This window comes from bacterium (assembly GCA_020440705.1).
Taxonomy (GTDB): Bacteria; Krumholzibacteriota; Krumholzibacteriia; order LZORAL124-64-63; family LZORAL124-64-63; genus JAGRNP01.
This window is the reverse complement of sequence record JAGRNP010000064.1, coordinates 1-21,405: the sequence shown is the minus strand read 5'-3', so window position 1 is coordinate 21,405 and position 21,405 is coordinate 1. Positions and strand designations below refer to the sequence as shown.

15 protein-coding genes are annotated in these 21,405 nt (G+C 70.9%); 13 read left to right on the top strand and 2 right to left on the bottom strand.

Annotated elements, in window-relative coordinates:
• Both KDM41_10820 and KDM41_10815 read left to right on the top strand, forming a co-directional pair.
• A partial coding sequence (locus KDM41_10820) for an EamA family transporter (GenBank protein MCB1183917.1) occupies nt 1–216 on the top strand: 216 nt, incomplete at its 5' end.
• A 57-nt stretch (nt 217–273) separates the two neighbouring features.
• A complete protein-coding gene (locus tag KDM41_10815; GenBank protein ID MCB1183916.1) occupies nt 274–678 on the top strand; it encodes a hemerythrin family protein in 405 nt (134 codons plus the stop codon).
• A gap of 76 nt (nt 679–754) precedes the next feature.
• On the opposite strand, the gene KDM41_10810 is transcribed toward KDM41_10815, so the two are convergent.
• Both KDM41_10810 and KDM41_10805 read right to left on the bottom strand, forming a co-directional pair.
• A complete protein-coding gene (locus tag KDM41_10810) occupies nt 755–3,373 on the bottom strand; it encodes a prolyl oligopeptidase family serine peptidase (protein MCB1183915.1) in 2,619 nt (872 codons plus the stop codon).
• The gene (locus KDM41_10805; protein ID MCB1183914.1) at nt 3,370–4,914 is read right to left on the bottom strand and encodes a helix-turn-helix domain-containing protein; all 1,545 of its coding nucleotides are present in this window, start codon (nt 4,912–4,914) and stop codon (nt 3,370–3,372) included. Before KDM41_10805 ends, KDM41_10810 begins: the two co-directional genes overlap by 4 nt.
• A 199-nt stretch (nt 4,915–5,113) precedes the next feature.
• On the opposite strand from KDM41_10805, the gene KDM41_10800 reads away from it, so the two are divergent.
• From KDM41_10800 to KDM41_10750, 11 genes are all read left to right on the top strand, one after another.
• A complete protein-coding gene (locus tag KDM41_10800; protein ID MCB1183913.1) occupies nt 5,114–7,027 on the top strand; it encodes a malate synthase in 1,914 nt (637 codons plus the stop codon).
• An 11-nt stretch (nt 7,028–7,038) separates the two neighbouring features.
• Nucleotides 7,039–9,312: an isocitrate lyase ICL2 gene (gene aceA, locus KDM41_10795; protein MCB1183912.1), complete on the top strand. Its 2,274-nt coding sequence runs from the start codon at nt 7,039–7,041 to the stop codon at nt 9,310–9,312.
• A 68-nt stretch (nt 9,313–9,380) separates the two neighbouring features.
• Complete coding sequence (locus KDM41_10790) at nt 9,381–10,118, top strand: RluA family pseudouridine synthase (protein ID MCB1183911.1); 738 nt, start codon at nt 9,381–9,383, stop codon at nt 10,116–10,118.
• Entirely contained in the window at nt 10,115–10,594 is a 480-nt protein-coding gene (locus KDM41_10785; protein ID MCB1183910.1) for a DUF255 domain-containing protein, read from the top strand. Before KDM41_10790 ends, KDM41_10785 begins: the two co-directional genes overlap by 4 nt.
• A gap of 10 nt (nt 10,595–10,604) precedes the next feature.
• Complete coding sequence (locus tag KDM41_10780; protein ID MCB1183909.1) at nt 10,605–11,774, top strand: NAD(P)/FAD-dependent oxidoreductase; 1,170 nt, start codon at nt 10,605–10,607, stop codon at nt 11,772–11,774.
• Between the two features lies 1 nt (nt 11,775).
• Entirely contained in the window at nt 11,776–12,528 is a 753-nt protein-coding gene (locus KDM41_10775; protein MCB1183908.1) for a phosphatase PAP2 family protein, read from the top strand.
• A complete protein-coding gene (locus tag KDM41_10770) occupies nt 12,525–14,492 on the top strand; it encodes a hypothetical protein (GenBank protein MCB1183907.1) in 1,968 nt (655 codons plus the stop codon). The genes KDM41_10775 and KDM41_10770 overlap by 4 nt, the downstream gene beginning before the upstream one ends.
• 108 nt (nt 14,493–14,600) lie before the next feature.
• Nucleotides 14,601–16,034 (top strand): FAD-dependent oxidoreductase, encoded by a 1,434-nt coding sequence (locus tag KDM41_10765; protein ID MCB1183906.1) that lies wholly within the window; start codon nt 14,601–14,603, stop codon nt 16,032–16,034.
• 210 nt (nt 16,035–16,244) lie between these two features.
• Complete coding sequence (locus KDM41_10760) at nt 16,245–19,184, top strand: PAS domain-containing protein (protein ID MCB1183905.1); 2,940 nt, start codon at nt 16,245–16,247, stop codon at nt 19,182–19,184.
• A gap of 3 nt (nt 19,185–19,187) precedes the next feature.
• Nucleotides 19,188–20,915 (top strand): response regulator, encoded by a 1,728-nt coding sequence (locus tag KDM41_10755; GenBank protein ID MCB1183904.1) that lies wholly within the window; start codon nt 19,188–19,190, stop codon nt 20,913–20,915.
• 43 nt (nt 20,916–20,958) lie between these two features.
• The coding region (locus KDM41_10750) for a hypothetical protein (protein MCB1183903.1) at nt 20,959–21,405 on the top strand (447 nt) is incomplete at its 3' end.

Below are 21,405 nucleotides of genomic sequence, written 5' to 3'. Positions count from 1 at the left end.
CTCGGATTCTACCTGTGGAACCGGGGGGCGGCCCGCACCGGGGCCGGCGAGCTGGCGGCGGCCAACAACCTCAAGGTGCCCCTGGCGGTGGCCGTTTCCTGGCTGGTTTTCGGCGAGGAGGCGGCGTCCGGGCGGGTGATCGCCGGCCTGCTGCTGGTGTGCGGCGCCGTGGCCTGGGCCGGGGCGACCCGGGCGCCGGCTAAAGAAGCCCCTTAAGGTCTCCCGACCGGGGCCGATCCCTCTGACAGGCACAACCCATTGCCGGAGGGAATCATGCAGACATTCGCGCTTCCGAGTGGCCTGAAGCTGGGGACGGACATCGTCGATCGCCAGCACGCCCAGTTCTTCGATCTGATGAACGGCCTCATCGAGGCCGATGCGACCCACGTCGATCCGGTGCAGATCAACGGGATCATCGCCGACCTGGCCGACTACGTGCAGACCCACTTCCGCACCGAGGAGGAGCTCATGGAGCGCTGCGGCTTCCCGCACCTCGAGGAGCACCAGCTCATGCACGCCAAGTTCGCGGCGCGCGTGGAGGACTTCCACCGCAAGTTCGCCCGCGGCGAGATCGGGATCGAGCACGAGATCCTCGCCTACATGGTCGAGTGGTTCACCGACCACATCCGCACCGAGGACGCCCGGTACGCCGACGCCTTCCGGGCTGCCGGCTACTGACCTCCGCCCCACCGCCCATCAATGCCAGAGGCCCGGCCGCACGCCGGGCCTCCGTGTTGCGATGCCCTTCGCCGGGCTACCGCGCGTCGGGCACGCCGGTGTCGAGGTCGACCTTCCAGGTGCCGTCCGGCTGGCGCCGCCACACCGTCACGTAGCGGCCCTCGCTCCGCACCGGTCCGTCGGGGCCGGCGTGCGTGGCCACGTAGCGGCCGGACGTCCAGCCGAGATCGCCGCCGCCGGCGGCCACCGCCCGGTCCGGCGCCCAGGCGAGTCCGCTGCCGGGCGCCCCGAACACCGGGGCCATCAGCGCGACGATGGCGTCGCGGCCGCTGACCACGGCCCCGGGAACGACCTGCCGTCCGTCGGCGGCGAACCAGCCCGCCCAGACGGTGGCCCGGTCGGCCGCCGCCGCGGCGGCCACGTCGGCGGCGAAGCGGCGGTCGGCGTCCAGCAATGCGGCCTCGAAGGGGGAGGTCCCGCTCGTCTCCCTCTCGCCCTCCATGTCGAGCACCCGGTGCAGGAACGCATACCGGTCGGCGATCTCCTGGATGACCATGGCCGTCGGCTTGCCCGCGCCGTGGCCGGCCTTGGTCTGGATGCGGATCAGCACGGGCAGGTCGCCGGCCTGGCAGGCCTGCAGGCGGGCCGCGTACTTGAAGCTATGGCCCGGCACGACGCGGTCGTCGTGGTCGGCGGTGGTCACCAGTACGGCCGGGTAGCGCACGCCGGGCTGCAGGTTGTGGTAGGGACTGTAGCCGTACAGGAGCGGGAACATCTCCGCGTCGTCGCTGCTGCCGTAGTCGCTGACCCAGGCCCAGCCGATGGTGAAGTGCTGGAAGCGGAGCATGTCCATGACGCCCACGGCGGGCAGGGCGGCGCCCCACAGCTCGGGGCGCTGGTTGACCACCGCGCCCACGAGCAGGCCGCCGTTGCTGCCGCCGCTGCAGGCGAGCTTCGCCGCGCAGGTGTAGCCCTCGCCGATGAGATGCTCGGCCGCGGCGATGAAGTCGTCGAAGACGTTCTGCTTGTTGGCGAGCATGCCGGCCCGATGCCAGTCCTCGCCGTACTCGCCGCCGCCCCGCAGGTTGGCCAGGGCGTACACGCCGCCCTGCTCGAGCCAGGGCAGCAGGGAGATCCGGAAGCCGGGTCGCTGGGTGATGTTGAAGCCGCCGTAGCCGTGCAGGATGGTCGGGTTGGTGCCGTCCCGGACCAGGTCGCGACGGTGCACGAGGAACATGGGCACGCGGGTGCCGTCGCGGCTGGTGAAGAAGACCTGCTCGGCCGTGTAGGCGTCGAAGTCGAAATCGATGGCCGGCTTGCGGAACAGGGTCGTCTCGCCGGTCGTGAAGTCGTAGTGGTGGATCTCGCCGGGATTGAGGAAGCCCGTGAAGGTGAAGTAGGTGTCGGTGTCGTCGGCGTGGCCGCCGAAGCCGCTGACGGTGCCGGGGCCCGGCAGGGGCACTTCGCGCACGAAGCGCCCCGCGAGGTCGTGGATGCGGACCGCGTGCTGGACGTCGCGCATGGTCTTGATGACGAAGCTGTGGTCGACCAGGGTGACGCTGTCGATGACGTCGTCGCCTTCGGGCACGAGTTCGCGCCAGTGGGCGGGGTCCGGCCGGTCGAGGTCGATGGCGACGATGCGCTTGCGGGGGGCGTCGCGGTTGGTCAGCACGTAGAAGGTCGGGCCGTCGTTGCCGAGGAAGACGTAGTTGGCGTCGCCGGCGTCGAGCAGGGGGCGCACGACCAGGCTCTTGTCGAAGAGGTCCTTGTAGTAGAGCCGGTTCTCGCGGGAGCTGCCGTGCCAGACGTTGAGCACGAGGTAGCGGCCGTCCTCGCTCAGGGTGGAGCCGAAGCCCCATTCGGGCTGGTCGGGACGCTCGTGGAAGACCCGGTCGGCGGTCTGGTCGGTGCCGAGCCGGTGGAAGCAGAGCTTCTGGTTCGTGTTGGTGCCCTCGAAGGCGTCGCCGTCGGCCGGCGCGTCGTAGCGGCTGTACCAGAAGCCGCGGCCCTCGGCGTCCCAGGTGGCGCCGCTGAATTTGCTCCAGCGCACGACGTCCGGCAGGTCCTTGCCGGTGTCGATGCTGCGTACGCGCCATTCGCGCCAGTCCGAACCGCTGACGCTCGTGGCCCAGGCCAGCCATTTGCCGTCGCGGCTGACGCTGATGCCGCCGAGGGAGACGGTGCCGTCGTCGCTCAGGGTGTTGGGGTCGAGCAGCACGCGGGGCGCGGCTGCCGGCGCGTCCTGCACGTAGAGCACGTACTGGTTCTGCAGGCCGTCGTTGCGGTAGTAGAAGGTGCGGCCGCCCTCGCGGAAGGGCGCGGTGTAGCGCTCGTAGTCCCAGATCTCGGCCAGGCGATCGGCGTAGGCATCGCGCTGGGGGATGCCGGCGAGGAAGCCGAACGTCACCTCGTTCTGGGCGGCGACCCAGGCGGCGGTCTCGGGGCTGTCGGCGTCCTCGAGCCAGCGGTAGGGGTCGGCCACGGCCGTGCCGTGGTAGTCGTCGACCTGGTCGACGGTGCGGGTCGCCGGGTAGGACAGTCGGGTCATGGTCACCTGGGGCCGCTCCAGGCAGGCGGCGGGGTCGGAGGTGGAGGCGCCGGGGCCGTCGTCGATGCGTTCGCCGCAGCCGGCCCCGCCGGCCAGCAGGACGGGCAGCATCAAGGCGGCGCGGAGGGCGCGGAGCAGGCGGGTCATGGGGGTCCTTCCGGAGGCGGCGCGCCGGGCACGCCCGGTGGTGCGGCCAGCAGGCGGCGCAGGGCGTCTTCCCGGGCCTGCTGGCGGCTGTGCTGCTCGTGGACGAGGGGAGGCGCCACCCGGTCGCGGCACTCGGCGGCCGCCAGGGCGCACCGTTCGCAGGTCTCGTTGACGGCGACCGTCTCCAGGCCCGGATCGGCGGCGAAGCCCAGGCGGCCGGCCTGGGTGCCGGACAGGCCGAAGCCGACGGTCATGGCCGACTGGCGCGCGTCGGTGAGGGACAGGGGACGGGCCATGCTCACCAGCAGGAAGTCGTTGCCGCTCTCGAGGAAGCGCACGCGCTGCAGCCCGATCACCGGCTCGCGGCTCTGGCGCAGGTCGGGCGGGGCGCGATCGATGAGCTGGCGCAGGGGCAGCCAGCGCCGGCAGTAGTGCTCGCGCAGGCCGAGGCCGTAGGGGACGAGTTCGCCGCTGAGGTTCAGTTCCTTGGTGAGGGTGATCTCGCCGGTGGCCACCTCGCGGGTGAAGCGCAGGTAGAAGAGCTGGTCCAGGCCGAACCGTCCGGGCAGGAGCTGGCTCAGGCGGTAGAGGAACATCTCGGGCGTGGCCCGGTGGCGGTGCAGCAGGTCGCGCACGGACTCCTCGCGCCAGGCGGGCTGGGCGAGGAGGGCCTCGAGATCGGGCACGAGCCGCGCCTCGGGCAGCAGCAGCGCCCCGGCGAAATACGACGCGCGGAAGTTGTTCACCAGGTGCTCGAACGACTCGACCCGCACCCAGGACGAGGTGTCGGGCCGGACATCGTCCAGGCCGAGCAGCCGGAAGCCGATCTCGCGTCCCAGCACGAAGGCCCGCTGGGAGGGCAGCAGGCGCGGGTTCACGTGCAGCACCGGGCGCGGGCCGCGGCGGTACACCGAGCGGAAGCCGGACAGGGGCGAGTCGGGCGCCAGCGCGGTCGCGTCGGTGACGACGCCGAACTCGTCGGCCAGGAGGGCGGCCAGGCGGTCCGGGTCGGCGGGCGTGCCCAGGTCGGGGTGGGCGTCGCGGAACGCGGCGGCCGCCTCCTCGAGCTCGGGGAAGTGGTTGCCGTGCTGTTTCTGCCAGGTGCGCAGGGCCGAGAGCAGGAAGTTCTCCACGGACATGTCGTAGGTGCGGCCGATCTCGACGAAGGTCTGCAGGAAGGCGCGTGCCTTGCGGGGCTCGTCGCTGAACAGGTGCACCAGGTCGCGGGGGGCGAAGCCGAACAGCTCGAAGGGGAACTCGCGCACCAGGTCGGAGGCGAGCAGGTCGGCCAGGGGGTCGAGGCTGGCGTCGACCTGCAGGGAGACGAGCTCGTCGTAGGCCACGCCGAGGGCGTCGGCCAGGGGCAGCATCTTTTCCGGCTTCGGGTACTTGCGCCCCTGTTCGATCTCGCTCAGGTACGAGACCGCCAGGCCCGACGAGGCGGCGAGCTGCTTGAGGGAGAGGTGCCGCTCGAGCCGGTACGCCCGGACCTTCAGGCCGAACATCAGGCGCAGGTTCTCGCTCTGGACGGGTCGGGACATGAGGCTCCTCGCCGGGGATTCAAACGACAGGTGCCGCTGAGGTTACCACAGATCGGCCTCCGGGGCCAGCGCCGGGTGCCAATCCTCGCTCAAAGGGAATTTATCTAAATAGCGAAATTTCGCTTGAAGTGAAGTTGTGAAATCTGCTATTCTCGCAATGTGGATGAATATCAGCTTCTTTCCCGCGGGAGGAAAAACCATGTCCCACCCCGAGTTCCGGATCCGACCCGGCTACGCCGAGAGCTATCCGGACGTGTACACGCCGGACGCCCTGGGGGCCCTGGCGGCGCTGGCACCCCTCAACGGCGAACGCCTGGCTCTCATGGATGCCCGGGGCCGGCGGCGGGCGGCGCGGTTCCGTGATCGCGAGCGCATCGGGTTCCTGGCCGGGGACACCGTGATTCCCGGCACCGACCTGCGGGTGGACGACGCCCGGCAGGGCCGGTTCACGGGACCGGAGATTCCCGCCGACCTGCAGCGCCAGTGGATCCAGGGCACCGGACCCGGGGCCAAGCCGGGCGCCTCCCTGGAGAGCAGCCTGCGCAACGTGGCCTATGCCCTCCTGTCCGGCGCCGACGGCTGGATGTTCGACGGCGAGGACGCCCTCGGCCAGGTGGCGACCATGTCCCTGGACAACCAGCGCAACCTGAAGCTGGCCAATGACCGCGACCCGCGCTTCCTGGCCGTGGCCGAGCAGGTGGCCGGCGAGATGAACGCGTGGGCGCGGGGCTTCCTCGGGCGGGAGATCATCGCCGACTGGCGGGGGCAGCTCGGGTTCACGACCCGCATCTTCCGGGCCCGCGGCCTGCATCTGGACGATCGCCACACCCGCGACGCGGCGGGCCGCGGCCTGGGCGCCTCGTTCGTCGACGCGGCCCTCTACGTGGCCAACAACCACGCCCGCCTGCGGGCCGACGGCGCGTCGATCGTGCTCTACCTGCCCAAGATCCAGACCGCCGCCGAGGCGGCCTTCTGGAACCGCATCCTGACCACCCTCGAGACGCACCTCGACCTGCCGGTCGGCACGATCAAGGTGTACGTCCTGGTCGAGCAGCTCGAGGCCACCTTCCAGCTCATGGAGATCCGGGCGGCCCTGGGCGCGCACTTCGTGGGCTACAACACGGGCCGCTGGGACTACATCAACAGCGTCGCCGACGCCATGGCCGGGGACCCGGACTTCGTCAATCCGAACATCGAGGCCATCACCATGACCTACGGCTACATGCGGAACTACGAGGACCGCGTGCGCCGCTGCGTGAACACGCCCGACGCGAACGGGCGCTGCGCCCTCTGGCAGGGCGGCATGGAGCCGAACATTCCGGTCGGGTCGGCGCAGGGCGTGGCCGACAGCATGGCCCGCGCCAAGGCGGGCGCCGAGCGCGAGCAGCGGGCCGGGGCCAGCGGCAAGTGGGTCGCCCACTGGAAGATGGTGCACATCATCCGGCCCGTGTGGGAGCAGGCCGGCGCGGCGAACCAGCTGGGCCGGGACTTCCCGCCGCTGACCTACACCGCCGCCGACGCCGACGGGCTGCTGCTGCTCGAGGACGCGCCGCGGACCGTCGACGGCGCGCGGAACCTGCTGAGCGTGGCCCTGCAGTACGGCAACGCCTTCGGCCAGGGCTTCCAGGCCGCGGCGCTCAAGCCGGCCGACCACTTCGGCAACGACGACGTGCTCTACCTGATGGAGGACATGGCCACCGGCGAGATCCGGCTGAGCATCCTCTGGGAGTGGGTGCACAAGGGCGCGCGGCTGACCGACGGCGACGCGCGCACCGGCCTGCGGGCGGGCGACGTGTTCACGGCCGAGGTGTTCGCGCGGCTGCTCGACGAGGAGCACGCCAAGCTGCTGGCCGCCGGGAACCGCGACGTGCACGACGATTCCAAGCAGACGACCCTGCCCATCGCCCGGGAGATCGCCCGCGTGTACGTGGGCGAGGACGTGAAGATCCCGTGGTACATCGACCTGCTGAACATCAACCTCGACAACATGGACCTGGCCACCGCGCGCGAACGGATCGCGACCTATGTGTCGACGCTCAGGGAGAGCGGCACGCGCATCACCGACAACCTGGACTTCGTCGTGCCCGGCCCCGCGGGCGCGTCCGGAAACTAGAGGAGCGAATCATGGTCAACTTCGAACGCGACGTCCTGCGCATGAAGGAATGGTTCGGCGGCGAGCGCTTCCGCGGCATCACCCGCCTGTACACCCCCGACCAGGTGGTCGCCCAGCAGGGCACGATCCCCAACGAGTACGTGGTGGCGCGCAACGCCGCCGCCGGCTTCCACGCCCTGCTGCGCGAACTGCACGCCAAGGGCGAGTCGATCACCACCTTCGGACCCTACTCGCCGGGCCAGGCCGTGCAGATGAAGCGGCTGGGCATCCGGGGCATCTACCTCGGCGGCTGGGCCACCTCGGCCAAGGGCTCGGTGACGGAGGATCCCGGCGCCGACCTCGCCAGCTACCCCCTGAGCCAGGTGCCGGACGAGGCCGCGCCCATCGTGCGTGCGCTGCTCACGGCCGACCGCAACCAGAAGTACCTGCGTTCGCGCATGACCGCGGACGAGCTGGCCCGCACGCCGGAGATCGACTTCAGCCCGTACATCATCGCCGACGCCGACACCGGCCACGGCGGCGACGCCCACGTGCGCAACCTGGTGCGGCGCTTCGTCGAGGCGGGCGTGCCCGGCTACCACATCGAGGACCAGCGGCCGGGCACCAAGAAATGCGGCCACCAGGGCGGCAAGGTGCTCGTCTCGGTGGAGGAGCAGATCAAGCGGCTGAACGCGGCGCGCTTCCAGCTCGACGTGATGGGCGTGGGCGGGATCATCGTGGCGCGGACCGACGCCGAAGCCGCCACGCTGCTCGACAACAACGCCGACGGGCGGGACCACCCGTTCATCCTGGGCGTCACGAACCCGCACATCCCGCCCTACAAGCTGTGCACCCTGGCGGTGCTGCGCCGCTTCGCCGCGCAGGGCGTGTCCGAGGTGAACGGCCACGTGCTGTACGGCCTCGGCGACGACGACTTCGCGCCGGCCGACGCCTGGCTCGAGCGCACGCACCTGGTCGAGCGCATCGACGAGGCGGCCCGCTCGTTCCTCGACGGCACGCAGCCCCTGCTCGACCGCGCCCTGAACGCCGGCCTCGACGCCATGGTCTCCGCCTGGGAGGCCGACTCGGGCCTGAAGACCTACGGCGAGGCCGTGGCCGAGGCGATCGCCTACAGCGAGGAGGAGGGCGCCGAGCCGGACGTCACCGCCGACGAGTGGCGGGCCTTCGCGCGCAACGCGACCTTCGGGGCCGTGCGGCGGCGCGCGGCCGAGCTGGGCCTGGACGTGGTCTGGGACGCCGAGGCGGCCCGCACGCCCGAAGGCTACTACCAGGTGCGGGGCGGCATCGCCTACGCCATCGCCAAGTCGCTGGCCGTGGCCCCGTTCTGCGACATCATCTGGATGGAGACCAAGACCGCCGATCTGGCCGACGCCCGCGAGTTCGCCGAGGCCATGCACGCCGTCTATCCGGACAAGATGCTGGCCTACAACCTCTCGCCCTCGTTCAACTGGGACACGACGGGCATGAGCGAGGACGAGATGCGCGCCTTCCCCGCCGAACTGGGCAAGCTGGGCTTCGTCTTCAACTTCATCACCTACGGCGGGCACCAGGTCGACGGCCTGGCCAGCGAGGAGTTCGCCACCTCGCTGCTCGAGAACGGCATGCTGGCCCTGGCCAAGCTGCAGCGCAAGCTGCGCCTGCTCGAGTCGCCCTACAAGACGCCCCAGACCCTGGTCGGCGGTCCGCGCCTGGACGGGGCGCTGGCCGCGTCTTCCGGCCGCACGGCCACGACCAAGGCCATGGGCAAGGGCTCGACCCAGTTCCAGCACCTGGTGCAGACCGAGGTGCCGACCCGGGTGCTCGAGGATTGGCTCGAGTTGTGGACCAGGCAGTACAACGTGGAGACGCCCCTGCGGGTGAAGCTGCGCCCGCACAAGGCGAGCTCGCACCTGCTGGAGCTGGCGGTGCTCGACAAGTACGACAAGAAGGTGTCGAACATCGTCTTCGCGACGATCCAGGACCGGCGGGGCAACACGATCCTGTCGGTGCGCGACCAGAACAACTTCAGCCCCGAGTTCCGCATGAAGCGGTTCATGACCCTCAGCCAGATCTTCCTGATCCACCGCTACCACGTGCAGTCGGTGCACTACGTGACGCCGAGCGAGGACAACCGGCGCCAGACCCAGGGCATGCTCAAGCTGGGCCTGTTCCGCGAAGTGAGCCAGGAGATCGGCGACATCATCGTGGCGACCGTCGACGGGGCGGCCATGGCCACGGTGGTCGACGGCGAGGGCGAGGCCCTGCGGCGGCTGATCGCCAAGGAGGAGGGGTTCGTGCTGAGCTGAGGCGGACCGGCGGCGCCACGGAACGCCGCGGTCGTGATTCGAGGCTGATCGGAGGCGGGGGATGCCCTATATTCAGGGCATCCCCTGCCGCGTTCGTCCCGCACCGCGAGGTCGCCGAGCTGCACGTCATCCACGAAGACAACCACCTGCTGGTCGTGGCCAAACCCGCCGGCCTGCTGGCCCAGGGCGACCGCAGCGGCGACCCGACCCTCGTGGACGCCGCCGCGGCGTACCTGCGGGAGAAGTACGCCAAGCCCGGCAACGTCTACGTGGGGCTGGTGCACCGCCTGGACCGCAACACGAGCGGGGTGATGGTGCTCGCCCGCACGAGCAAGGCGGCGGGACGGCTGTCGGCCCAGTTCCGCGACGACACCGTGCGCAAGATCTACCTGGCGGTGGTCGAGGGCGGGCCGCCCGAGTCTCGCGGCGAGGCCCGCGCCTGGCTGGCCGCCAAGGGCGACCACGAGGGCATGACCCGCGCCTGCACCGCTCCTTTCGACGGAGCCAGGCCGGCCCATCTGCGGTATGATGTGCGGGAGGCGGCCGGCGGATTCGCCCTGGTCGAGGTCCGGCCGGTGACGGGCCGCCGCCACCAGATCCGGGCCCAGATGGCCCTGCTGGGCTGCCCCCTGCTGGGCGACGTGAAGTACGGCGCGCGGCTGCGCCTGCCCGACCACCGGGTCGCCCTGCACGCCCTGGCCCTGGAGATCGCCCACCCGGTGGGGGGCGCGCCGCTGCGCTTCGAGGCACCCGTACCCGCGGACTGGCCCTGGCCGGATCCCGCCAGCAAAGCGAGAGAGCGATGACGAACCTGCGCCGCCGGCTCCTGCCGGTCCTGCTGCTGGTGCTGGCCGCCTTCACGGTGGTCCGGGCCGACGAGGAACCGGACAACCGCTTCGTGGACTGGCTGAGCTACAACGAGGCCCTCGCCACGGGGCAGGGCCGGCAGGTGCCGATCCTGCTGCACTTCATGGCCGGCTGGTCGGACGCGCACCGCCGCATGATGCGCGAGACCTACACGGACCCCAAGGTCGTGCGCTACCTCAACGAGAACTTCGCCGTGGCGCAGGTGGACATCGAGCGCCTCCCGTCGCTGGCGAAGAAGTTCAAGGTCGAGTCGGTGCCCACGGTGTGGTTCCTCGACGCCGACGGCCGCCCCCTGACCGCGGTGAACGGCGAGGTGGGGCCCGAGAAGATGCTGCGCATCACCGAGTACGTGAACAAGAAGATCTACCTGCACACCGACTACCAGACCTGGCTGGACAAGCGCCGGGGCCGCTGAGGGAGCGCCGTTGGACCTGGATGTGACAGTCATCGGGGGCGGCATCGTCGGCTGCGCCGTCGCCGCGGAGCAGGTGGCGCGGGGCCGGACGACCGTGCTGCTGGAGATGGAGAGCGGCCTGGCGCGGGCCACGACCTCGCGCAACAGCGAGGTCAGCCACGGCGGCATGTACTACCCCACCGGTTCGCTGAAGGCGCGCTTCTGCGTGGCCGGACGGCGGCTCATGAAGGAGTTCTGCCTCGCCCATGGCGTGGGATACAACGAGTGCGGCAAGCTCATCGTGGCGGTCGAACCGGCGGAGACGCCGAACCTCGAGCGTCTGCTCGCCCTCGGCCAGGCCAACGGGGTGGAGGATCTGCGCCTGATCGACGGCGCCGAACTGGCCCGGCTCGAACCCGAGGTCAAGGCTGTCGCGGCGTTGCACTCGCCGCGCACGGGCGTGCTCGACGCCGAAGGCGCGGCCAAGGCTTTCGCCGCCGCCGCGACGCGGGGCGGCGGGCAGGTCATGACCGGCGCGCGGGCCACGGCCCTGGCGCGGATCCCGGGCGGCTGGCAGGTCACGGTCGCGCCGGTGGGCCCGGGGCGCACCGAGGGCTGGACCCACACCTCCCGCTGGGTCGTCAACGCCGCGGGCCTGTGGGCCGACCGGGTGGCGGCCCTCGCGGGCATCGACGTGGCGGGCCGGGGCTGGGACCTCCATCCGACCAAGGGCAACTACTTCGCCATCGCCGACGCCCACGCCGGCCGGGTGCAGCGGCTGATCTATCCGGTGCCGCCCGCCGACGGCACCAGCCTGGGCGTGCACGTGTGCCTCGACCTCGGCGGCCGCCTGAAGCTCGGCCCCGACCTGCAGAAGTACGACCACGACCTGCGCGACGCGGCGGGCGGTCCGGCGGGCATCGACCTGGACTACAGCGTCGATCCGGCCCGGGCGGAGTCGTTCTTCCGGGGCGCGCGCCGCTTCCTGCCCTGGCTCGAACCCGATGACCTCGTGCCCGACATGTCGGGCCTGCGGCCGAAGCTCGACACGACGAAGCTGGTCGATTTCGTGGTGCAGCGGGAGGACGAAGACGACTTCGCCGGAATGGTGAACCTGATCGGCATCGAGTCGCCGGGACTGACCTCGGCGCCGGCCCTGGCCCGCCACGTGGCGGATCTGATCGACGAGGCGGACGGCTGACGTGTGGGTGGCGCTCGGACTCTCGGTGGTGTGCGCGGCGTTGGTCTGGCCCGCCCGGGACCGCACGACCGTGCGGCGGGGACGGGGGCGGTTCGCGCCCCTGTTCCGCGGCACCGGCCGCCACTGGCGCCGCAACTACGGGCGGCGGGCGTTCCTGCGCCTCGGCGGGGCCCTGGTCGCCGCAGGGGTGCTGGCCTACTCGGGCGCCGACGAGGCCATCGAGGGCTTCCACCGGCGCCGCGTGCGGTCGGCGGGCACCGATCGCGCGGCCCACGTGCTGAAGTTCTGTGGCGAGCGGTTCTGGTTCGTCAACTGGCTCCTCGTCGGGGCCGTCGACGCCTGGTGGCGCAGCACGGCGTTCAGCCGCTGGGGCCGGGCGAACTTCGAGGCCATGGTGGTCGGCCTGCCCACCCTGTGGACGGTGCAGCGCGGCCTGGGGGCGAACCGGCCCTCGTCCGACGACGGCAGCCCGCGCTGGCGGCCGCTGCACGCGGCCAATTCGGCGAGCGGGCACACGTTCATGTCGGCGGTGCCCTGGCTCAACCTGGCCGCCCGCACGGGATCGGTTCCCGTCGGCGCCGTGGCCCGCGCGGCCTCGGTGCTGACCGGCTGGTCGCGCCTGAACGACCGCAAGCACTACCCGTCCCAGATCCTGCTGGGGTGGGTCATCGCCGCCAACGCCGTCGACGCGGTGCAGGGCGGATCCGGCCGGGCCCCGGCGACGACGCCCGGCGAAGGAAGCGAGACATCATGACGTTCCGCGCGCCCTCCGGCCGAGGCCTGGCCGGCCTGCTCGCCCTCTTCGTCCTCGTGTCGGTGGGGGGGGCGGCGCGGGCCGTGCCGGCGGGCCCGGGTCCGGCGGCGCTGCGCCAACCGGTGGCTCCACTCGCGGGGGTCGACCGCCACGCCTTCGTCGCGGTCACGGCGGACGAACTGGCGGTCGAAGACGCCCGGCGGGACGCCGAGGGCCTGCCCTATCGCTTCGCGCTGCCCGTCGACCTGGCCCTGACCCCGACCAACGCCGGCACCTGGGAAGACCTGCCTGACGGTCGGCGCCTGTGGCGCCTGCGCCTGGCGAGTCCGGGCGCCCTGTCCCTGAGCCTCGGTCTCGACCCGTGCGTGCTGCCGCCTTCGGCCCTGCTGCATCTGTATCCGGCCGGCGCCCCGGAGCGCGCCGTGCGCCTGGACGTCTTCGCCGGGGCCGCCCACGGCCAGGTGTGGTCGCCGGTGCTGGTCGCCGACGCGGTGGTGCTCGAACTCGACGTGGCGGCGGCCGACGCGGCCCGGGTGGCTCTCGAGGTGGTGCGCCTCGGCCGGGGCTACCGCTTCTTCGGCGAGGATCCCGCGGCGAAGGCCGGACCGTGCAACATCGACATCCTCTGTCCCGCCGGCGATCCCTGGCGCGACGAAGCCGACGGCGTGGCCATGATCGCCCTGGGCGCCACCCACCTGTGCACGGGGTTCCTGATCAACAACACGGCCTACGACGCGCGGCCCCTGTTCATGTCGGGCTTCCACTGCGACATCACGGCGGCGGCGGCGCCGAGCCTGGTGGCGTACTGGAACTACTGGAGCCCGGTGTGCGGCGCCCAGAGCGGCGGCAGCCTGGCCGAGTTCACATCGGGCGCGACCCTGGTGGCGGGCTCGTCGGCGTCGGACTTCGTGCTGGTCGAGCTCGACGCCGTGCCCGACGCGGCCTTCACGGTCAAGTTCCTCGGCTGGGACCGCAGCGGCGCCGTGCCCGACAGCGCGGTGACGATCCACCATCCGAGCACCGACGAGATGAGCATCAGCTTCGAGCGCGACCCCCTGCGCCCGACGGCCTACGGCGGCACGACGGTGGATCCCGGCGCCAACCACCTGCAGATCACCGACTGGGACCTGGGCACGACCGAACGGGGCAGCTCCGGCTCGCCCCTGTTCGATCCGAACCATCGGGTCATCGGGCAACTGCACGGGGGGCAGGCGGCGTGCGGCAACGACCTGCCCGACTGGTACGGCCGGTTCGCGACCTCGTGGGAGGGGGGCGGCACGCCGGCCACGCGGTTGCGCGATCATCTGGATCCGGACGGGACCGGGGCCCTGACCACCGAACTGCTCGACCCCCTGCAGTCGCGCATCGTCGTCAGCCCGGATGCCGAGACCCTCTTCTCCCGCATCGACGGCGGGGCCATCGTGCCGGTTTCCGGCGGCTGGACGGTGATCGCCACCGGCGACCAGGCGGTGGACTGGACCGCCGTCGTGGACGTACCCTGGCTCGCCCTGGACAGCGCGGGCGGCACCCTGGCGCCCGGAAATTCCGTGACGGTGACGGCGACGCCCACCGGGGCGGCCCTCGACCTGGGGCAGGGCCGGCACACGGCGACCGTGACCTTCACCAACACCTCCACCGGCGCGGGCAGCACCACGCGCACGGTCTCGCTGCGGGTCAGCCCCAACGCGCTGACGGTGCGCGGGGCGGTGCCGAACCCGGCCTGGCGCATCCCCATCGAGATCCACTACGACCTGCTGGCGCCGGCGACCATCCGCGCCACGGTGACCGACATGCGCGGCCGGCAGGTGCGCGACCTCGGCGCCGTCAGCGCCGCCGCCGGACCGAACGTCCTGGAATGGAACGGGCGCGACGACGACGGGCGCCGGGTCGCGTCCGGCCTGTACGTGGTGGCCGTCGAGGGGCTCGGCCACGTCTACCGCACACGCCTGACCTACGTGCACTAGCCGGAACTCCTACTGAATAAGTGTGATATGGTCTGATTTTTTGATGACCGGACTGATTCGGTCGGCTATGCTGGCGCGGTCGTTCATCACGCCGTCCAGGAGGAACCCATGGCCAGGATCTGTGTCATCGGTGCCGGTTTCGCCGGCCACACGGCCGCGCTCTATCTCGGGGACAAGCTCGGGCGCGACCACCAGGTCACCGTCATCAACCGCTCGCGCCAGTTCGTGTACATCCCGTCGCTGGTCTGGGTGGGCATCGATCGCATGCCCCTGGAGAAGACCCTCTTCGATCTGGAGCCCGTGTACCGGCGGCTGCACGTGGACTTCGTCGTCGGCAAGGCCACGGAGGTCCACGCCGACACGGGCAAGGTGGTGGTCGAGCCCGCCGCGGGCGGCGCGCCGGTCGACGTGCCCTACGACTATCTCGTGGTGGCGACGGGACCGAAGCTCGACTTCGCCGCCACGCCGGGTCTGGGCCCCGAGGCGGGCAACACGTGGTCGATCTGCAGCCCGCCCCACGCCATGGACGCCCGCGCGCACTACCTCGAGGCGGTCGCGCGCATGGGGAAGGGCGAGCGGCAGCGCATCGTCATCGGCACCGGCCACGGCGCGGCGACCTGCCAGGGCGCGGCCCTCGAGTACATCACCAACGTCCACAAGGACCTGGTGCGGCGCGGCGTGCGCGACCGCTGCGACCTGGCCTACCTCTCGAACGAGCCCGCCCTCGGCGACTTCGGGATCCGCGGCCTGACCGTGCGGCACAAGGGCCGGCGCACCACGGCCGCCGAATTCATCGGGGCGGTGTTCCGGGACTACGGGATCGAACCCCTCGTCGGGCGCGGCGTCACGGGCATCGAACCGGGCACGGCCCACTGGGAAGACATGGACGGCGCCGCGGGCGAGACCGGTTTCGACTACGCCATGCTCATCCCCCGTTTCGTCGGGCAGCCGCTGAAGTACGTGGGGGCCGACGGCGGGGACGTGGCCGACAAGCTCACCAACCCCGCCGGACTGATCAAGGTCGACGGGCAGTACGGCCTGCCCTGGGACGAGCTGGCGGCCAACCCCGACGCCTGGCCCGCCGTGTACCAGAATCCCAGCTACCCGAACGTCTTCGCGGCCGGCATCGCCTTCGCGCCGCCGGGACCGATCTCGAAGCCCCACACCAATCCGAACGGCGTGCCCATGAGTCCGGCGCCGCCGCGCACGGGCATGGTCTCGGGCATCATCGGGCGCATCGTGGCCCTGAACATCGTCGACCTCGTGCAGAAGGGGCGCATGACCCACAGCGAGCGCATGACCGAGATGGCCGCGGCGTGCATCGCGAGCATGGGCGACAGCCTGTGGGACGGCGCGGCGGCGGTGATCATGGTCTACCCCGTGGTGCCGGACACCCGGCGCTACCCCAACGAGGAGGGCCGTGACGAATTCGTCACCCACATGGAGATGGGGCTGGCCGGCGCCTGGATGAAGCGCATGATCCACACCACGTTCATGCACAAGCTGCAGGGCCGCATCGGCTGGAAAATCATTCCGGAATAGAGGAGTAAAAAGGTGGAGATTTCGAAACGTGATAAATTCTGGATGAACAACAAGGTTTTCCAGCTCTGGCGGTTCGTCGTGCTGAACCTGAAGATCCTCAAGGCAGTGGACCACAGCAAACGGGCGTAGTAGGATGCGGGACAACAGTCTGGAGGGCCCCGGCGGAATTCCGCGCCGGAATCCTCCTGATTCGCCGTAAGGGGGGTCTGTATGTCCCGGGAAAAGAAGACCGGTCCGACCTGCATCGTCGGCATCGGCGCCTCCGCGGGAGGGCTCGAAGCCCTCGACCGCTTCTTCGACGTGATGCCCGCCGATTCGGGCATGGCGTTCGTCGTCATCCAGCACCTCTCGCCCGACTACAAGAGCCTCATGGCCGAGCTCCTGGCCAAACACACGCGCATGGCCGTGCACAAGGCCAGCGAGGGCATGGAGGTCGCGCCGAACTCGGTCTACATCATCCCGCCCCGCAAGACCCTGCGCCTTTTCCACGGCCGCCTGCTGCTGAGCGATCAGGACCGCGATCGGGGCAACATCAACCTGCCCATCGACGTCTTCCTCGCCTCGCTGGCCGAGGACCAGGGCGAACGCTCCGTGGGCATCATCCTGTCGGGCACGGGCAGCGACGGCGCGCGGGGCATCCGGGCCCTGAAGGAAGCCGGCGGCATGGTCATCGCGCAGGACGCCGAGACGGCCCGCTTCGACGGCATGCCCAAGGCCGCCGTGGCCACCGGCCTGACCGACTTCGTGCTGCCGGTGGAGGAGATGCCCGAGCGGCTGATCGCCTTCGCACAGCATCCCTACGTGGCCGATCCGACGCGGCGGTCGCCTCTCATCGTGGGCGAGGACAACTTCAGCCGGATCTTCGCCCTGCTGCGCGAGCAGACGCGGGTCGATTTCACGTTCTACAAGTCGTCCACGGTGATCCGGCGCATCGAGCGGCGCATGAACGTGAACCAGATCCACCACCTGCCCGACTACGTCGAGTTGATGACGAACCGGCCGAGCGAGGTCACGGCCCTGTACCGCGACCTGCTCATCGGCGTGACGAGCTTCTTCCGCGACCCGCAGGTGTGGGAGGAACTGGCCCGCACGCACCTCGCCCGGATTCTGGCCAACCGCACCTCGCCCGAGGTGCGCATGTGGGTGGCCGGCTGCTCGACCGGCGAGGAGGCCTACACCCTGGCCATGCTGTGCCGGGACTGGATGGAGAAGAACGGCGAGAAGCTCGAGGTGAAGATCTTCGCCACCGATGTCGACCGCGACGCCATCGCCCGGGCCGGAGCCGGGTTGTACCCCGAATCGGCGGGCGCCGACCTCGGCGCGCGGAACGTGACGAAGTACTTCAACCGGCAGGGCGACAAGCTGCAGATCATCCGCGCCGTGCGCGAGATGGTGGTCTTTGCGCAGCACAACCTCATCACCGACCCGCCGTTCACGAGCCTCGACTTCATCAGCTGCCGCAACCTGCTGATCTATCTGCAGCCGAGCCTGCAACTGAAGGCCATCGAGGCCTTCAACTTCGCCGTGAAGCCGGGCGGGCTGCTCCTGCTGGGCACGAGCGAGACGACCGGCGACCTCAGCCATGCCTTCGACGCCCTCGACTCCAAGCACAAGATCTTCCAGTCGAAGGGGCGCGCGCGGCACACCCTGCGGGGCGACATGGGGCGGCTGGGCGTCGGATGGCGGCCGGGCGAGCGGCCGCGCCGGAGCGGCCTCGCGGCGGCGGCGGCGCGGGAAGAGGAGCGGGTCATCGACCGCATCCTGACGACCCTCGCGGGCCAGTACGTGCCGCCCGCCCTGGTGGTCAACGAGCGGCTGGAACTGCTGCACGTGCTCGGCGACACAGGCGACTTCCTGAAGCTGCCGTCGGGCCAGGTCCGCAACGACATCTCGCGCATGGTGGTCGAGGAGCTTTCGGTGCCCCTGGCCACGGGCCTGCGCAAGGTCTTCCGCACCGGCGAGGAGCTCCGCTACACCAACATCCGGGTGCGGGGCGCCGCCAGCGGCGGGCTGCTCAACCTCACCATCCGGCCCCTGGCCGGCCGCAAGGGCCAGGAGGCGCTGGTGATCATCTTCCTGGAGGCCGCCGAGCCGCGGGTGACGGACACGGCCGAGCGTCCGGCCGACTTCGACGTGGATGCGGCCACCGAACAGCGCATTGTCGATCTCGAGCAGGAGCTCCAGTTCAACCGCGAGAACCTGCAGGCCACCATCGAGGAGCTGGAGACCTCGAACGAGGAGCTCCAGGCGACCAACGAGGAGCTGCTGGCAAGCAACGAGGAGCTGCAGAGCACCAATGAGGAGCTCCAGTCGGTCAACGAGGAGCTGCACACGGTCAACAGCCAGTACCAGTCCAAGATCATGGAGCTGATCCAGCTCAACAACGACTTCGACCACCTGCTCAGCAGCGCGCACATCGCGACGCTCTTCCTCGACAAGAAGCTGCGTGTGCGGAAGTACACCTCGGCGGCCAGCGAGGTCTTCCGGCTCATCGACTCGGACATCGGTCGGCCCTTCGAGCATCTCAACCACCGTCTGCTGGACATCGACCTGCAGGCGATCATCGCCGACGTGCTCGCGGGGAGCGGTCCCCGCGAGGTCGAGGCGGTGGACGATGCGGGCAACTGGTACCTGATGCGCGTGCTGCCCTACGTCCTGGGCGGCGACATCGTCGAGGGCGTGGTGATCACCCTGGTGAGCATCACGCGCCTGGCCCAGACCCGGCGGGAACTGATGACGACGGAGTCGCGCTTCTTCCACCTGTTCGACGTGCTGCGGCAGGGGGTGCTGTACCTCGACCTGGACGGCCGCATCGCCGACGCCAACGCGGCGGCCCGGGTCTTCCTGTCGGCCGAGGAGCGCGGCGACGGGTCCCTCGACTTCAGGAACCTGGAGTGGCTGCAGCAGGAGCCGAGCGGACGCATCTCGCCGCTCGGCGAGCCGATCGGCGCCGATACGCTGCGGACCGGGCAGCCCGTGTTCGATCGCCCGCTGGGCCTGCGCCGGCCGGGCCACGACGACGTGCAGTGGTTCCGCGTGATCACCGAGCCGCTCCACGAAGGCGGCAACGACGCGCTCTCCGGCGTGGTTGTGCGCTTCATCCCCGATGCGAATGCGGCGGCCGCCTCGGCCGGTGAAGGAGAGTCCTGATCCATGAGCACGAAGGAACACGAACGCTGGGAGAACCTGCGTCGCCGGGCCGAGGCGGCGGTGGTGCGGGGTGACGAGGGCGGCGAACCGCTCACGGCCGAGGAGGCCAGCCTGCTCATCCAGGAGCTGCAGGTGGTGCAGGCCGAGCTCGAGCTCCAGAACGAGGAGCTGCGCGAGACGCAGGTCGTGCTCGACGGGGCGCGCCGGCGCTTCCAGACCCTCTTCGAGCAGGCTCCGGTGGGCTATGTCGTCCTCGACGAGGTGGGCATGATCCGGTCGGCCAACGAGCAGTTCCGGCAGTTCGTCGGCGCGGACGAGGCGAAGGTGCGGGCCCAGTCCCTGCGGGGCTTCGTGGCGTCGGACGCGCGGGATGCCTTCGATCGGCGCTTCCAGGTCCTGACCCTCGGGGGCTCCGACCACCGGCTCGACACCATCCTGGTGAATCAGGCCGACGGCGATCGCCTGAACGTGCGGCTCGAGGGCTCGCGCATCGCGGGGCTCGAAGGAGGCCAGGAGTCGGGCGAGCCCATGATCCTGGTCGCGGTCAGCGATCTGACGCGGGCCCGCGACCTGGAGATGCAGCTCTGGGAGTCGCAGAAGCTGCAGACCGCCGGCCGCCTCGCCGGCGGCGTGGCCCACGACTTCAACAACGTGCTGACCGTGATCACCGGCACGGTCGAGGTCGCCCGCGACGAGGTGGCGCCCGACTCGCCCCTGCTCGAGTACTTCGACCAGATCCGCGACGCGGCCGGGCGGGCGGCGGCGCTGGTGCGGCAGCTCCTGGCCTTCGCCAACGAGCAGGTGGTGTCGCCGCGGGTGGTCGACCTGGCGGCGGTCACGGCCCCGCAGGTGGCCATGTTGCGGCGGCTGTTGCCCGAGAGCGCGGAGTTCCGCGTGGAGATGGATCCCCACCTGCACCCGGTGCACATCGATCCGGTGCAGGTCGACCAGATCCTCACCAACCTGGTCCTGAACGCCCGCGACGCCCTCGGCACCCAGGGCCGGATCCGGCTCGCCCTGCGGAACGAGGTGCTCGACGCCGAGCACTGCCGCGGGTTTCCCGGCACGGTGCCGGGCGCCTACGTGGCCGTCTCGGTGCAGGACGACGGCAGCGGCATGACGGCGGCGGTCCGGGAGAAGGTGTTCGAGCCCTTCTTCACGACCAAGGCCGAGGGCAAGGGGGCGGGATTGGGTCTGAGCACCGTCTACGGCATCGTGACCCAGAACCACGGCCTGGTGCACATCAGCAGCCGGCCTGGCGAGGGCACCACCGTGACGGTGCACCTGCCCCGCACGACCCTCGAGAGCAGCGGCGTCGAGGCCACCCTTGCACCCGTCGAACTGCTCGAGGGACGCGAGCACGTCATGGTCGTCGAGGACGATCCGATCGTGCTGCGCCTCGCGGCGCGGATGCTCGTGCGGCGGGGCTACCGCGTGACCCCGTTCGGCAGCGCGGTCGACGCCCTGGCCTGGTTCGACCAGGGGGGCGCCCAGGTCGATCTGGTCCTGACCGACGTGGTCATGCCGGAGATGCGCGGACCGACCCTGGTCGAGCACCTGCTGGAGATCCGGCCCGACCTGCCCCACGTGTTCATGACCGGGCATCCCAAGGACGAGCCGCTGCCGCTGGGGTCGGGGCTGGCCGACGCCGCGGACATCATCACCAAGCCGTTCGACTCGGTGACCCTGCTCTCGACGGTGCGCGGCGCCCTGTCGCGGCCGCGCATCTGATCCGGCGTCGCGGTCCGGGCGGGTTTCTTGCTCGCCCGGACCCATGGTCGATACTCCCCTCATCGTGCCCGACTGGCCGCCGGACGGACGGCTCGCGCCACCCGGTCTGGCGTGGTGCGTCGGTCCGCCGACGCCGTGCCCGCGCCGGGCCGGATTCACGGTGCTGCCGTGGGCCGGCCTGCGGGAACGGGCGCGGCGGGCGGCCCCATCGGAATCCCGCCGCAGCTCCCTGCGCTCGCCCTGGGCCCCGCTCCTGGGGCCCTTCCGGCCCGGGGCCCGGATCGCCGTCGTCGGGGTCGCCGTGGGCGGGCTCGACGATCTCCGGTTCCTGCACGACTTCGTCCTGGCCCCTGCCCGTCACGGTCGCTGTGCGCTGCTCGTGGCGGCCGACGCGGGTCCCGCCGCGGCGCTGACCGCCGGGACGGCGCCCGATCCGGGTTGGCGCCACCCGTGGACGGCCGAACGCGTGCGGGCCCTGCTGGCGGGGTGG